Origin of the sequence: Vallitalea longa (genome assembly GCF_027923465.1) — a bacterium.
Taxonomy (GTDB): domain Bacteria; phylum Bacillota; class Clostridia; order Lachnospirales; family Vallitaleaceae; genus Vallitalea; species Vallitalea longa.
This window is the reverse complement of record NZ_BRLB01000002.1, coordinates 78,551-94,347: the sequence shown is the minus strand read 5'-3', so window position 1 is coordinate 94,347 and position 15,797 is coordinate 78,551. Positions and strand designations below refer to the sequence as shown.

Below are 15,797 nucleotides of genomic sequence, written 5' to 3'. Positions count from 1 at the left end.
GTTAGGAGGCAAATTATGCTTGAAGTTGTGTTTAGCAGTAGTACAAAAGGTAGTATGAAAATAGCAAAAAACTATAAAGAAACTAGTAATATAAGTGGACCTATCATATATATAGGAGAAAAGCCAAAAAAAGTAGAAAGAAAAAAACATTTTGAAGGCAAAGCTATTGGAGGAAGTTCGGAAGATGTAGTTTGTATAGGATTCAATTTGGATATTGGTGATATATCTGGTGAATTAAATGGTATTGAACGCAGGAATATTTTTCAGCCATTAGAAGAAGAATTCTATACTGATAATAACGAACAGGAACGTTTTTTTACCAATCAACGTCAAGATATGGAAAAACTTATGTCCGCCGCAAAAAGTGGAATTCCAATACGAATGTGGACAAGCAACACTCCTTATTCAACCTGTGGTTTTTACTTCGTTTGTAATGCATTAAGAGATATTGATTGTGAAATAAGTGTTGTTTCATTACCATTTTATAATGTGACAGATAATCAAATAGTTACTTATAGTGATTGGGGTCAAATAGAGCCAGGAAAGTTTTATGGATTCTTACCACTAGAAAGACAATTGTCACAGATGGAAAAAAGACTGTTAAGTAGTGAATGGTGTAACTTGGTCAAGGAAAATTCTCCATTAAGAGCTATTGTCAATGGAAAGCTGATTTCTGTTCCAGAAGATTTTTACGACCATATATTATTAAAAAATATCCCAGATGATGAGTTTCTTATGGCTCGACTGATTGGTAAGATTCTGGGAAATTATGAGTTGGGTGTTGGTGACGGTTGGTATGCTTTGCGTATAATTAAAATGATAGACGAGAACAAACTGATTGTTATTGAGAACAAGGAAAATTCACATGTTTATAGTAAAATTTTAAAAAAGAACTATGTATAGATAATACTAGAAAAAGTATTAATGATGGGAGTAATTGATTATGAATAAGTCAGAAGCTAATAGACTCATAGATGATCTTGATTGGAATGCGACACCAGAAGAAACAGAAAATGCCATGGAGAGACTAGTTAATCTAGATGATGATAAATTATATCTATTATTGCAACCTAGGTACGATAAACGTTATTGGTACAATGCAGCTATAGTAATAAGTAAAATCGGATATCCTAGAATTGAATCAATCATTCCAGGATTATTGAGGTGGTTGCAAGATATGAATTGGCCAGGAGCACTTAAGGTAGTTGAAACATTACAAAAAGTGGATAGAAATGTATTAATATATTATATAGAACAAGCTCTAACGAAAGCCAAAGCTACAAATGATACATTATGGATTACGTGGATAAAAGAAGAGTTGATAGAGCCACTGGAAATAGGTATTGAAGATTTTATCACCAAAAGTAATTATAGAATTCTACAATTATCAGAGTGGTAACTAACTACTCTGAAATTTTCATTGTATTCATTCAATAAAAACAGCTATTCCTAAGCATTTTTAATCATTTCATATATTTCTCTATGGATAAATTCAGAAAAGCACAATTTAATTGGTTTAAATACTATTACTAAACAATGAGAACACATTTTTCTGTCATCATATGACATAAATATATCAATATATTGTTAATTTCTATATGCATGAAAAAACCTGTATTGGTTATAGATACAGGTTTTTCTAGATTCATGAATTCTAATAAAGATAACATTTCATTCTCTTGCAAATAACCCTTTAGGCTTGTATAATGACTATCATTATCAATATAATAATGATCAATACTAAAAGCATTACATTATAACAAGAAGGGTGAAACATATGATTAAAAGATTTTTAGAATTAATTATTATATTAATTGGTGTAAGTATTCTATCTTTCAGTTTTTCCAATATATCTTCTATTGACCCTGCTGAGGCATTTACCAGAAGAAGTATCGTGAATCCTTCAGAAGAGCAGATTAATGAAATAAGGCATAAAATGGGTTATGACAAGCCAATGTATATGCAATATATGCATTGGTTTAAAAAATGTCTAAAAGGAAATTTTGGCACTTCATTAGTAACACAAAATCCTGTTCTAAAAGATATAACTGATAAATTAATAGCAACACTAACTATAGTAGGAATGGCTTTTATATGGATAGTTTTATTTACTGTCTTGTTAAGTGTATTAACTGCTGTTAAAAAAGATAGTATAGCTGACCATATTATTAGAGTAATTACTATTTTGGGTATCTCTCTTCCTAGTTTTTGGTTAGGATTTTTGCTGCTTACTTTGTTTGCAATAACATTTCCGATTTTTAAAGTAGTTGATTATGGAGGAATACGAAGTATAATTCTGCCGTCCATAACTCTAGCGGTACCAATAATCTCATCTTGTGTTAGAGTTCTGAGGGCAACTATATTGAGTAACCTTAGTAAAGATTATGTTCTATATGCAACAGCAAGAGGTATACCAATGAAAAAAATAATTACAAGACATGTGCTAAAAAATGCATTGCCACCAACGGTAACATTATTTTTTCAGAATATAGGATTTATGATTGGAGGAAGTGCCATTGTAGAGAGTGTATTCTCATGGCCGGGGCTAGGAAATTATTTTGTGAATGCAATATTAGGTAGGGATTTACCTGCTATAAACGGGTGTGTACTTATTATCGCAATGATTTTTGTTATTTGTAATCTTATTGCTGAGGTTATCAACATTATATTAAATCCCCATATGAAAAATAGCAGAAAGGTAGAGAATTATGGCTAAGAAGATAATAAATAATAGGCAGGCTATGATCGGCATGACTATGATAATAATAGTTGTTTCATTAGGAATACTAGCTCCGTTAATTGCACCTAATGATCCAAATGAAATTAATACAGTAATGAAATTTGCTCCTTCTAGTGGCAAGTATCCTCTAGGTACAGATCAATTAGGCAGATGTTTGTTTTCTAGACTAGTATATGGAGCTAGATATTCATTAGGGATTGCATTTCCAACACTATTGATTTTAGCAACTATAAGTATGATACTTGGTACATTCACTGCATATCTAGGAGGACTACTTGATAGAATTTTTTCAGTCATATGCAATATTTTTATGGCTTTTCCTCCCATTGTTGTTGTTTTATCCCTAGCAGGTCTAATGGGAGAAGGAATTTTCAATATAATTATTTCCGTTGTATTATCCATGTGGGTTTGGCATGTAAAGGTAATCAGAAGTTACGTTCTCATGGAAAAAGCTAAGGATTATGTTATAGCTGCAAAAATTGCTGGTTGTAGTAATCTAAAAATAATATTAAATCATATATTACCCAATGTATTACCCGTTATGATTGTTTATTTTAGTACGAGTATAGCTGCTCTAATTCTAATGGTATCTGGATATTCATTTCTAGGTATTGGAATTGGTTCTGATATTCCAGAGTGGGGTTCAATGCTTAGTAGTGCTAAATCTTTTGTTTCTAAACCTAAACTGATATTTTACCCAGGTTTTAGTATTCTATTTACTGCTGCTGGTTTTAATCTTTTTGGAGAGGCGCTTAGAGACATAGTAACGCCAGAAGAGGTGTAATCATGAATAATAATATATTAGAAGTTAAAGAATTGAACATATCATTGCAAGATGATACATCTATTGTAAGAAATATTAATTTTAATGTTAAGACAAATAGAATACTAGGAATAATTGGCGAAAGCGGAAGTGGCAAAACTATGATATCAAAATCAATTATGAGGCTATTGAACACTAAGAAATTTCATATAACCGGTCAGGTGCTATTTGATGGTCAAGATATCTATAATATCTCCAGAAAAGACATGGGTAAGATTAGAGGTAGGAAATTATCACTTATATTGCAAAATCCTATGACTGCCTTTGATCCTATGAGTAAAATTGGTTCTCAATTAATAGAAACATTGAGAGTCCATTTTAATATAACAAAAAAAGAAGCATACCATAAAGCTATTGGTACTCTGAGAAAAATGAATATTGGCAGAGAAGAAGAAATAATGGATAATTATCCTTTTACACTAAGTGGAGGCATGTTACAACGAATAATGATTGCTCTAACTATTATGCTTGAAAGTAGATTAATCATTGCTGATGAAGTTACTACAGCAATTGATGCTTTTAATAAAACAAAGATTTTGGAAGAATTCAAAAAACTAAAAGGAAGAGGTATTACCATGATGGTCATCACTCATGATTTTAGAGTTATATCTGCCTTAGCTGACGATATCATAGTATTAAAAAAAGGTGAAATCATTGAAAGTGGAAATACATATGATATATTTAATAATCCTAAGCATGGGTATACAAGAAAATTGATAGAAGCAACTAATTTAATAGAAACAACTAATTTGATTGGAGAACTAGCATGATTAATATCAAGAATATATCAAAACAATATCATATAAAAGATAATAGTACACTTGAAGTATTAAAAAATATCAATTTTACTTTTAAACATAATCATATATATTCTCTTATAGGTGAAAGTGGCAGCGGAAAAAGTACATTGTCGAGATTACTTACATATATAGAAAAGCCTACAAAAGGAGAAATCTATATTAATAACAGAGAATTAAATGGTTTAAGCAAAAAACAATTACGCAGGATGAGAGCTAATGTACAGATGGTACTACAAAATGCTTCAAGCGCTCTGGATCCTAGGCAGAAAGTATACGACATAATAGCAGAATCCATAAGAAATTTAACAGATATTGCTAGAAATGATGAAAAAAAATATATAGAAAATATGATTGAGAAAGTTGAGCTTCCCAGTAAAGTTTTATATTCTTATCCAAATGAATTAAGTGGAGGACAGCAAAAAAGAGTTTGTATAGCTAGAGCTATGAGTGTATCACCCCAATTCATAGTTTTTGATGAATCTGTCAGCGGATTGGATGTAATAGTCAGAAAAAAAGTTTTGGATTTATTATTAAGATTACAAAGGGAGTATAAGAGTACATATCTTTTTATAACCCATGACATAGATGTTGCAATCTATATGTCTAGAGATATTTTAGTAATGAAAGATGGGAATATAATTGAACATGTATCAAATTTAAAATCATACAAAGATTTTAGGCATGAATACTCAAAAATACTAATAAAATCCCAATTGACTTAAGATGAATGAAGTATAGAGGGATTTTTAGATAAAAACATCAGGAGGGAAAAAATGAAATTATTAAAGAAAATGAGTACTACTATTTTAAGTATCATCTTATGTATCACATTAATAGCGGGATGCACATCAACCAAGGAAACTTCTAATAACAGTAAAAAAGATATTACTTTGTGTGAAAGCTGGAACTTTGATACAGGTTTTTTCACTGTACTGTCACCTAACAATATTGGCAATAATTATGGTCCCTTGAATTATTTGTGTAATTTCTATGAAACTTTAGTACAGTATGAAGATGGAGAAATTGTACCAGGATTAGCTGATACTTGGGAAATTTCCCATGATGGTCTTACGTATACTTTCCATTTGAAAAAAGACATTAAGTTCTCAGATGGAGAAGATTTCAATGCAGAGGTTGTTAAACTTAATTTAGATAATATCCCTAAAATGTTAGGTGATTTTAATGGTGCTTATGGTGCTACAACAACACTAATAAAAGAAATCAAAGCAGTAGATGAATATACAGTTGAAGTTAATCTAATGTCACCATACTACGGAGCTTTACAAGATTTCACATTGCTATTACCTATGGGTATGATGTCACCAAATGCATATAATGAAGATGGTACTCTAAGCGATATAACTAAGACAAAGACATTGGGTACAGGACCATATATGTATGATGGACAAAAAGATGGTGAGACTTATGTATTCATAAGAAATGAAGAATATAATAGAAAACAACCAGATGTAGATAGCTTCCGTGTTAAGGTCATTCCAGATAATGATGCGAAAATACTAGCTCTAAGAAGTGGTGAAATAGATGCAATAATAGGTTCACCTAACATTTCTTATGATTCTTTTAACGAACTATCAAGTAATGATGATTATAAAGCTAAAGTATCAGATGCGATAGTACAGACAAGGCTAATGGGATTCAATCTTTCAAAAGAACCATTTGAAGAAAAGTCTGTTCGTTTAGCAATTAATCATGCAATTAATAAAGATGAGATCAGTAAGAATTTATTCTATGGTATAGAAGAAAAAGCTGAGGGAGTGTTGGATAAATCCCTTCCATATTGTGATGTTTCTGTAGAACAATATGATTATAATCAAGACAAAGCAAATAATATTCTTGAAGATGCTGGATGGATTGATACAGATGGGGATGGATTCAGAGAAAAAGATGGAGTGAGATTAGAAGGGGAAATAGTCTATATTAGTGGTATGGCTATGATAGAGGATTTGAGTCTTTCTGTGGCTCATTATTTAAAAGGAATTGGTATAGATGTTAAGGTGAAAGGTATGGAAATGATGGCTCAATTTGGCGTTATAGCAAGTGGAGATTTCACTATGGCAATGCAGGTTACCAATCCAATTCCATACGATCCTTATTTATTCATGACTAGGGTTAATCCTGAACCATTAAGAGATAATCTGTTGGCTCAGGGATTGAAGCATATAGATAATGCCAGCGAGATACTTAATAATCTTACTTGTATGACTGATGAAAATAAGATACAGGAAACATATGACTTCGTCTTAAAAGAGATTAATAAAAACGGTGCAATTATTCCACTAACCAATGTTAAGAGTCTAACCGTATTTAATAAAGATGTAATAGACGATTACAAGTTTTTCGGACATCCTGATCTACCAAATGTTGCAAATATTAGTTTGAAGTAGGTATTATCAATTGGGACAACGCAATGATAGTAATACCCTATATAGTGATAATCACTCTCGTTACATTTGTTGTTTTATCTGTTTAAGATGTAACAACAACCTGTAAAAATTGTTCATATCACTATATAGGGTATCTGTTTTTCTGTGGCGCTCTTGAGCGAGTATAGACCTTAGTTCGGAAATTATAGAATGGTGCTGGATATTGATGAAAAGTTGTATTTTTATAGATTCATTTCATATTCTTTGAATACTAAAATCATAATCATTAGAATGTAAGATAAAACTATTCACCAAATCCAACATACAACCCTAGAACCATTTTATCAAACAACCCTAGTCTTCAACTCAACTTTATCTTCACTAACAATCTGATGAAACTCCCTCTCTATCTTAATAGCAAAAACAACAGTAACTACACTTGTCAGAATATCTGCTACAGCCTGAGAATATATAATTCCATTAAGACCCAGTAAAGATGGCATAATCAATATTACTGGTATGAAGAATACACCTTGCCTTCCGATATTAAGTATTCCGCCGGATACAGCTCTACCAATAGCTAAATACAATGTTGAATATGTGAACTGGAATCCAAAAGTGAAGAACATTATTGTATTAGCTCTCAACGCTTTTACACCAATACGTATAACCTCTGCATCTGTACTGAATATTGATATAATGGGTTTTGCAAATATAAAAGTGATGGCAGTCCATGTAATGCAAAATATCGTTGTCCATTTTATAGTAGTTTTTGTAGCATCTTTCAATCTGCCAAAATTCTTAGCACCATAATTATATCCTGCAATAGGTTGAAAACCTTTCATGAATCCAAAAACCACATTAGTACCGAGAGTGATTATTCTAAGAACAATTCCTATTGCAGCAATAGCTTGGTCGTCATAAGCTTTAGCTGCTCTAGATATTAAGCTCATGGATAAGCTGCATAGAAGTTGTAAAAGCAGCATTGAAATACCTATCTTAATTATCTGTATATAAGTATTTTTTCTAGGGGTAAAATTGGATAATGAAATTTTCAAGAAGCTTTTACCGCTTACGAAGAATTTTATATAAATAAGTGATGTCACTATCTGAGAAAGTAAAGTAGCTAATGCGGCTCCTTCAACACCTAGATTAAATGTATATATAAATAATGGGTCTAGGATCATATTAAGGACGGAACCACTAATCATTGCAGTCAATGAAATATTAGCAGCACCTTGGGCAACGGCTAGGTTACCGGTAGCAACATTGACAGTGCTGAATAGCATACTGATTATGAATATTGATGCATAACTCTTGGCAAAAGGTAATATTGTTTCTGTAGCTCCCATAAATAACAGTACGGGACCTAAGAAAATAAAAATTGAAATAACTATTATTATGCCTATTATTAAAGCGCTAAATAATGCAGTTGATGCTACTTCATTAGCTTTTTTCGTATCTTTGGAGCCAAGTAGCCTAGATATATATGAACCTCCCCCTGTTCCAAAAGTAAGTCCAATACCTGAGAAAATCAAAGATATTGGAAAGGCTACTGTGACAGCCCCTACTTGACTTATGCCAAGTTCTGATACAAAATAAGTGTCAACTACGTTGTATAATGCAATAACAAGCATACTGACAACCATTGGTATACCCAGTTTGAATAAAGATTCAGTAATATTACCTTCACTCATTAGATGAATTCTATTATTTTTATTACTCATATATAGCATCCCCTTTCACAATCCATTCACTTGCGGCTTCTTGTTCTTTAACCATTCTGTAGTAATGGCCTTTCTGTTTCATAAGATATTTATGATTGCCTATTTCTTCAACTTTTCCATCATTCAATAGGATTATCTGATGAGCGTTGCGTATTGTATTTAGTCTATGAGCTATAACAAAGACAGTTTTATCGTTCATCAACCTGTCTAAGGCATTGTTGATTTTGGCTTCATTATCTGGATCAAGGGAAGCGGTTGATTCGTCTAATAACAGGATCGGTGCATTTTTAATAATAGCTCTTGCAATAGCTATACGCTGTTTCTCTCCACCTGATAGAGAAGCTCCACCTTGAGCTACCATAGTATCATAGCTATCTGGTAACTTAGTGATAAAACTATGACAGTTAGCGAGTTTAGCTGCTTCAATGATTTCATTGTATGTAGCGTCAGGTCTACCGATTTTGATATTATTAAGGATTGTATCATTAAGTAATATATTTTCTTGGAAAACTGCACTGATATAACGGAGAAGTTGGTCTGGATTAAGATCTTTTATATCCCTGTCACCAATTTCTATTGAACCTTTTGTAGGATCCCAAAAACGTGCTATAAGATTAGCTATGGTTGATTTTCCTGCTCCTGATGGTCCTACTAGAGCGGTTATGCTTTTTTCTTTTGCATCAAAGTTAATATTATGAAGCACTTCTTTTCCAGATTCATATGAGAAATCTACATTTCTAAAAGATACTTTATAATTATCTAATGTAAAATCGCTATCTGTAAATGAAAGAGGTTTATAATTAAATGTAGTCTTTAGATTACTAGTTGCAAGCTTCAAATCATTTAACATTATATAATAGTGTTCAAAAGATATAAGGAGAGCTGAAAGGGCTAGACTCATTATCATGAATGCAACAAAGGATTCAGCTGTCAGTTCATTTCCTGATACCATATAACTACCTAATAATATTATTAATGGAGTCAAAAAACTAACGATGATTACATACATACAATTAGGTATTGCCATCTTATATTCTGTCTTTATACTTAATTTTCTTGTATCTTCTAGAGTATCAATCAAGCGTTCAAAGTGTGTATCTGTCAAATTATGAGACTTGAATACTTTGAATCCTTTTATATACTCAATTACAACTGAAATCATACGTGAACCGAGACTGCGCTTTTCTTTTCCATATTTTTTAACTAGTCGATTACTCCAATGGAGTATAGGGAAAGAAATCAATATTACTAAACATTGTGATAAGGCTAGTTGCCAGTTAATGAAAAATGTACCTATGATAATTAGAACAACCAATGTGATTGTTTTTATGCAAAAAGGTAAAGCGTGGGATAGAACCCCTTCAAAACTAGCGATATCATTAGTAAGAGTATTCATCAAATGCCCTATACTGTTTTTATTAAAATATCCCAGGTTAAGATCACATATATGTTCACCTAGATTAACACGAACGTCATGAGCAACATCAAAACCTCTTGTAAAACATAATAAATAACCTTTGCGGTATATAATAATTCGATAGACTACGCTTGCAGCACATATTACTGTGTATATTATGATTTTAGATTCAGTTAGAGTATCATTAAGTAATTCTACAACTGTCAAGTACAAAATGAAATATAATGCCATACTGCCTATAGCATCTATGATAGTTAGAAAGATAGGAAGATAAAGCTTTTTCTTATTGTCTTTTAACAGCCAACTTATTGTTTTTAACATCTAGACAGCCTCCTTTTCTGATGAGTGTATATAAGCATTCCACATAGTACTATAGATTCCTCTAGAATTTACTAAATCATTATGTGTGCCTTGTTGGGCAATCTTACCTTCATTAAATACAACAATGTTATCAGCATTAACTATTGTGTGAAGTCTATGAGCTATCATTATTGTTGTCTTGCCTTTCAATAGATTAGATAGAGCAAGTTGAATTTTATGTTCATTCTCTATATCTGAGAATGAAGTAGCTTCATCAAAAATAACTATTGAGGAGTCTTTTAGAATAGCACGTGCTATAACGATTCGTTGCTTTTGACCTCCAGAAAGTTTTATTCCTTCAGAATCTCCTAATCGAGTCTTATATCCTTTGGGTAGACTCATAATAAAATCATGAATCATAGCTCCTTTGGCGGCTTCTATAACTCTGGAAGAATCAGCATTACTACCCATTGCGATATTTTCAAATATAGTATCATCCATTATGAATATATCTTGGAATACAAAAGCAGTAGTATCCATCAGGGAATGTGTAGTCAAATCTTTTATATTAACATCATTAATTCTTATCTCACCTTGATTAACATCAAAGTATCTTCCAATCAATTGCGCAGCTGTGGTTTTGCCTGCGCCTGATGCACCTACAAATGCTGTAAAGCTACCAGCTGGTATGTTAAGGTTAACATCCTTAAGTACCGATGTATCAGAGTAAGAAAAAGATACGTTATTAAAGTTGACATTATAACTATCTTTCTTTTTAAGTATTATAGTTCCTTCGGATATAGGCTCTAGGTTAAGTATTTTTTGAACATGGGTCAGTCCACTTTTTAACTCCATAATTCCCATTCTTATATTTATAAGATTGAAGAAAGCGCTAAAGAAACACATTGATAACAATATAAAAAGAAGATAATTACCAAGTGAAAGCATTTTATTAATGTACAAAAATCCACCTATAGGCAATGTAAATAAAATAGCAGAATCGAGTATAACAACAGTAACTGCTATAGGAGCGCAAGATTTATGTGCCATTTTTTTGAGACAAGTTGTATATAGTGATAATGAATTAGTATATTTTTTGAAATGTTTTGCAGATAGATGGTACATTTTAAGTACCGGCATGCCTGATACCATTTCATTGACTGATGTATTAACAGAAGATATGGTATTAGCGAATTCTGTTGTTAGTTCTGGATACCCTTTCATAATTTTCATTGGGATAAAAATTCCTAGAACAGCTGGTATCAATATGCATATTGCCATTATGGGTTGGATAATGAGCAGTATGATAAATAATATGATTGGTACAACAAAGGATTGTGCTAATTCAATAAGATTATGACCTATAAAATTTTCTAATCTTCCAATATCATCAAATAGAGCGGTTTTAATTTCACCTTGAGAGTTATCATTAAAAAAACCTAAATTCAACTTTGACATATACCTGATTACCTTGATTCTTAATTTATGCATTGTGTTAAATGCTGATAAATGGGTACAAAGGCTGGCAATTGATAATAGCAAAGATTTTAATATGACGGAAACAATACTGATGATTGCCCAATATATGATAAATGAAAAATTAAATCCACTTTGACTATATTCATATATTATTTTGTATATTGCCAGATATGGAACAAATGATAATGCAGAACATATTATCGCAAGTATTAATCCTGCAAAAAGTTTAATGCGTTCGCCTTTTAATAAAGAAAACAAATTATTTAATAAAGATTGTTTTTTATTCATTTTTCGGCTCCTTTCGTAATTGAGAGTTATTATCATAATCTATTGATGTTCTATATTATAGCTTTTTTTATAGTAATTACAATATACTATTATTTAATTAATCTGATTTCAAATAGATTGAAGAGAAACCCTAAAAATCAATGATTGGGAGTTGCTATCATGATAGAAAGATGGTAATATTATGATATAATTAAGGTGTTGTATGACATAAATTTATGATAGAATGATATTATATACTTCCAGGAGGTAAAATTAGATGATAGAGACAATACATGAATACTATTCTGTTTTAACTGAGCAGTATCCATTTACAATGGTGTACGAATATTCCCAAGAGGGAGATCACTTTTATAGAATGGAACCAGAATATGGTGAAGGGAGTTTGAGGCTTTTATCATTTAATGATATGTTTATGGTAATTATTGCAGACTATACACCAAAAGACAATTTTGAAAAAGTATCTGAAATTACTCAAAGTTATGTTGAGATAAGCCAATTTGAGACTAGCTCCAGTTCTTTTAAAGTAGGTAATCAAAAAGTAAAGCCTGTTAAAAAGGGGATATGCTGTTATATCAACAATAGTAAAAAAATATATGTTTATTGCAAAAAGAAAGAACCGGTACGTTTTACAAAAGTCATAGTATCAAAAGAATATTATGATGATTTTCTACAGAAAAGGTATGGAGATAGTTACCAAGGAGCTAAAAATGCAGTAAGATTCTTATCTAGGAGTTCTAATCAACCAGAACTTAATTTTATATTCCAGCAGATAAAAAGCTCCAGAGCAAAAGGTTCTTCTATGAATATATACCTAGAAGGTAAGATACTAGAATTATTAGCCCTCGCTACATATAACTATGAGAAGGCAATTAAAACTGAACCTATTCATGTAAAACTAAGTAATAAGGATGTAAGGTCATTAAAAAAGGTTATAGAGTATATGAATAAAAATCTATCCAAGTATCCTTCCATTGCAGAACTATCCAAGATGGCAAATATGAGTACAACTCGTTTTCAATTAGCTTTTAAAAAAACATATGGTACGACTGTATATGAATACTTGAAATCACTTAGAATGAATCAAGCATTAATTCTCTTACAAGATTCCAATTATAGTATACAAAACATCGCAAAAGAAGTAGGGTATAACAACGCTGGACATTTTGCTGGTATATTCAAAAAAATATATGGTGTTACACCAAAAAAGTATAGAGACATGCAAGATATTTTATAATTGATAATATATTAATGCTATAAAACTGTTTGAAATGGATATAATAACAACATGATTTTATGAAAGGAAGGTGATGCCAACATGTCAGTTAATAAAAGAAACAATAGATTAATAAATGAAAAAAGTCCTTATCTCTTGCAACATGCTTATAATCCTGTAAACTGGTATAGCTGGTGTGATGAGGCTTTTGAAAAGGCTAAAAATGAAGATAAGCCTATATTTCTATCTATTGGATATTCTACTTGCCATTGGTGTCATGTAATGGAAAGAGAATCTTTTGAAGATGAAGAAATAGCTGATATCCTAAATGAAAATTTCATTTCCATAAAAGTGGACAGAGAAGAAAGACCTGATATAGATTCGGTATATATGGATGTCTGTCAAAAACTCACAGGTAGTGGTGGATGGCCATTGAGTATATTTATGACACCAAGGCAACGACCATTTTATGCAGGAACATATTTTCCAAAAGAATCTATGTATCAGAGAGTGGGACTAAAAGATATTCTAAATAATATCATACGATTATGGTCAACCAATAAACAAGAATTAATCAATAAAAGTAACGAAATAGTTGAACATGTAAATCTAACTAATGAAGAAACAGAAGTAAACATAGATCAAACTACAATTGATCTTGCCATTCATGAATTGATGGAGAACTTCGACTTAAGGTATGGAGGATTCAACGAACCTCCAAAATTTCCCACACCACATAACCTATTTTTCCTATTTAAGAGATATATAGCTTATCATGATGAACATGCACTTAATATGTGTACCAAAACACTGGACGGAATGTACAAAGGTGGAATGTATGATCATATTGGAGGAGGATTTTCAAGATATTCAACGGATAGAGAATGGTTGGTTCCACATTTTGAAAAAATGCTGTATGATAATGCATTACTTATAATGGCTTATACCCAGGGGTATATGTATACACAGGAAGAACATTATAAGAATATTGTTGAAGATATTATCAATTACTTAACTAGAGATATGTTAGATGATAACGGTGGTTTTTATTCTGCTGAAGATGCAGATTCTGAAGGAGAAGAAGGAAAATTCTATGTATTTACTAAAGAAGAAATTATTGATGTATTGGGAAGGGATAAAGGTGAGAGATTCTGTCGTATATATAATATAACAGAAGAAGGAAATTTCGAAAACAAAAACATATTGAATCTGATTGATAAGGATTTATCTAGTTTATCAGAGAATGCAGAATTAATAAAAGAGTGTAAACAAAAAATATTTGATTATAGGAACAAAAGAATCAGACCGCATAAAGATGATAAGATATTAACATCTTGGAATGGTCTTATAATAGCCGCTTTAGCAAATGCAGGTAGATACCTGGACAATAATCAATATATTCAATATGCGATAAAAGCTGCAGATTTCATTATAGACAAATTAATGAAACCAGATGGGGGATTATATATAAGATATAGAGATGGACAGTCCATGAATGAAGGTATTCTGAATGATTATGCGTTCATGATATGGGGATTGATACAATTATACGAATCCACTTTCAATATTTCTTATCTAAAAACAGCTATAACACTTAACGAATATATGATTAATAATTTCTGGGACAATAAAAGTGGAGGATTCTATCTAAATAGTATCGAAAGTGAAAAATTGATATTACGTCCAAAAGAAATATATGATGGAGCTATACCATCAGGAAATTCTGTAGCTGCTTACTGCCTTGTTAAATTAAGTAGATTAACGGGGGACTTATCATATGAAGAAAAAGCCAATAAGATTATAAAAGTATTTTCCAATAAGATAAAAAGCTATCCTAGATATTATACATTTCTGTTATTAGTGATTATGGAGAATACAAAAAGTGGTAAAGATATTGTTATCTGTGGAAACAAGGATGACTTAGAAATAAAATTGTTCATTAAGGAAATAAATAAACATTTCAATAGCTATTTTACTATATTGATGAATGATGGTAGTGAAGAGATCATTGAGTTTAATTCCAATATGAAAGATAAAATAAAAATTAATGATAAAAATACTGTTTATATATGTGAAAATAATACTTGTAAAGCACCTATTACTAATTTGGTTGAAGCTAAAAATAAATTATTAGAAGATAACTCAAGTGTATTTGATAGTATATAAATTCATATTATAAAATAACTCGCTGATAAATAAAAAGAATTAGCGAGTTGTTTTTCATTTGAATACCAATATAATACGGATTTACTGAAATAATACCAAACTCGTTATAATATTGTAATTTAAATACCAGACAATAAAAATACTAACTATACTACTGTATTGAAAGTAAGTACATTTTATTGATTATAGTGCATTTAATAACAAAATAATATATATTTCATTAATAAATTATCTATTATTGACAAAAATATGAACTTGATGTTATTATAAGAAAAGTATCACATAGATAAAATATATAAATTATAATTTAATTTTAGTATGTTTTATTAAATAAAATTTGGGTTTTATAAGTATTAATTTTACTTTTGAGTATATTATTGCAAAAAACCCATCTACAATAATAATTAAAAGACATAACACTTTCTTGTAAGTAGAAAATCTTATCTATAATAAGTTGAAA

General features: G+C 30.8%; 13 protein-coding genes. 9 read left to right on the top strand and 4 right to left on the bottom strand.

The genetic code is table 11. The features are described 5' to 3' along the window. Positions 1-15 precede the first annotated feature (15 nt). Positions 16-903 carry a DUF3658 domain-containing protein gene (locus QMG30_RS06585; protein ID WP_281813630.1) on the top strand — a complete coding sequence of 296 codons (888 nt, stop codon included), beginning with the start codon at positions 16-18 and terminating at the stop codon, positions 901-903. 40 nt (positions 904-943) lie between these two features. Then, positions 944-1,399, top strand: a complete 456-nt coding sequence (locus QMG30_RS06580; protein WP_281813627.1) for a DUF5071 domain-containing protein — start codon at positions 944-946, stop codon at positions 1,397-1,399. Positions 1,400-1,529: 130 nt separating this feature from the next. Here the strand turns inward: QMG30_RS06580 and QMG30_RS06575 are convergent, their stop codons facing one another. After that, positions 1,530-1,670 carry a hypothetical protein gene (locus tag QMG30_RS06575; RefSeq protein WP_281813625.1) on the bottom strand — a complete coding sequence of 47 codons (141 nt, stop codon included), beginning with the start codon at positions 1,668-1,670 and terminating at the stop codon, positions 1,530-1,532. A 107-nt stretch (positions 1,671-1,777) separates the two neighbouring features. Here QMG30_RS06575 and QMG30_RS06570 point away from each other — a divergent pair, with 107 nt between their 5' ends. The 5 genes from QMG30_RS06570 to QMG30_RS06550 are packed head-to-tail and all read left to right on the top strand — an operon-like array spanning position 1,778 to position 6,768. Beyond that, positions 1,778-2,716: an ABC transporter permease gene (locus QMG30_RS06570; RefSeq protein WP_281813623.1), complete on the top strand. Its 939-nt coding sequence runs from the start codon at positions 1,778-1,780 to the stop codon at positions 2,714-2,716. Continuing rightward, positions 2,709-3,524, top strand: coding sequence for an ABC transporter permease (locus QMG30_RS06565; protein WP_281813622.1), 816 nt, complete (start codon positions 2,709-2,711; stop codon positions 3,522-3,524). The genes QMG30_RS06570 and QMG30_RS06565 overlap by 8 nt, the downstream gene beginning before the upstream one ends. A 2-nt stretch (positions 3,525-3,526) precedes the next feature. Then, a complete protein-coding gene (locus tag QMG30_RS06560; RefSeq protein ID WP_281813619.1) occupies positions 3,527-4,333 on the top strand; it encodes an ABC transporter ATP-binding protein in 807 nt (268 codons plus the stop codon). Beyond that, the gene (locus tag QMG30_RS06555; RefSeq protein ID WP_281813617.1) at positions 4,330-5,085 is read left to right on the top strand and encodes an ABC transporter ATP-binding protein; all 756 of its coding nucleotides are present in this window, start codon (positions 4,330-4,332) and stop codon (positions 5,083-5,085) included. The genes QMG30_RS06560 and QMG30_RS06555 overlap by 4 nt, the downstream gene beginning before the upstream one ends. A 51-nt stretch (positions 5,086-5,136) precedes the next feature. After that, the gene (locus QMG30_RS06550; protein ID WP_281813615.1) at positions 5,137-6,768 is read left to right on the top strand and encodes an ABC transporter substrate-binding protein; all 1,632 of its coding nucleotides are present in this window, start codon (positions 5,137-5,139) and stop codon (positions 6,766-6,768) included. A 323-nt stretch (positions 6,769-7,091) separates the two neighbouring features. Here QMG30_RS06550 and QMG30_RS06545 read toward each other — a convergent pair whose 3' ends face one another. From QMG30_RS06545 to QMG30_RS06535, 3 genes are read right to left on the bottom strand one after another with little or no spacing between them, the layout of a single operon-like run. Next, entirely contained in the window at positions 7,092-8,474 is a 1,383-nt protein-coding gene (locus QMG30_RS06545; RefSeq protein WP_281813613.1) for an MATE family efflux transporter, read from the bottom strand. Continuing rightward, complete coding sequence (locus tag QMG30_RS06540) at positions 8,467-10,212, bottom strand: ABC transporter ATP-binding protein (protein WP_281813611.1); 1,746 nt, start codon at positions 10,210-10,212, stop codon at positions 8,467-8,469. Before QMG30_RS06540 ends, QMG30_RS06545 begins: the two co-directional genes overlap by 8 nt. Further along, positions 10,213-11,958, bottom strand: coding sequence for an ABC transporter ATP-binding protein (locus QMG30_RS06535; protein ID WP_281813609.1), 1,746 nt, complete (start codon positions 11,956-11,958; stop codon positions 10,213-10,215). Between the two features lie 256 nt (positions 11,959-12,214). On the opposite strand from QMG30_RS06535, the gene QMG30_RS06530 reads away from it, so the two are divergent. Continuing rightward, positions 12,215-13,192, top strand: a complete 978-nt coding sequence (locus QMG30_RS06530; protein ID WP_281813607.1) for an AraC family transcriptional regulator — start codon at positions 12,215-12,217, stop codon at positions 13,190-13,192. Positions 13,193-13,273: 81 nt separating this feature from the next. After that, positions 13,274-15,337: a thioredoxin domain-containing protein gene (locus QMG30_RS06525; RefSeq protein ID WP_281813605.1), complete on the top strand. Its 2,064-nt coding sequence runs from the start codon at positions 13,274-13,276 to the stop codon at positions 15,335-15,337. The last annotated feature ends 460 nt before the right edge of the window (positions 15,338-15,797 follow it).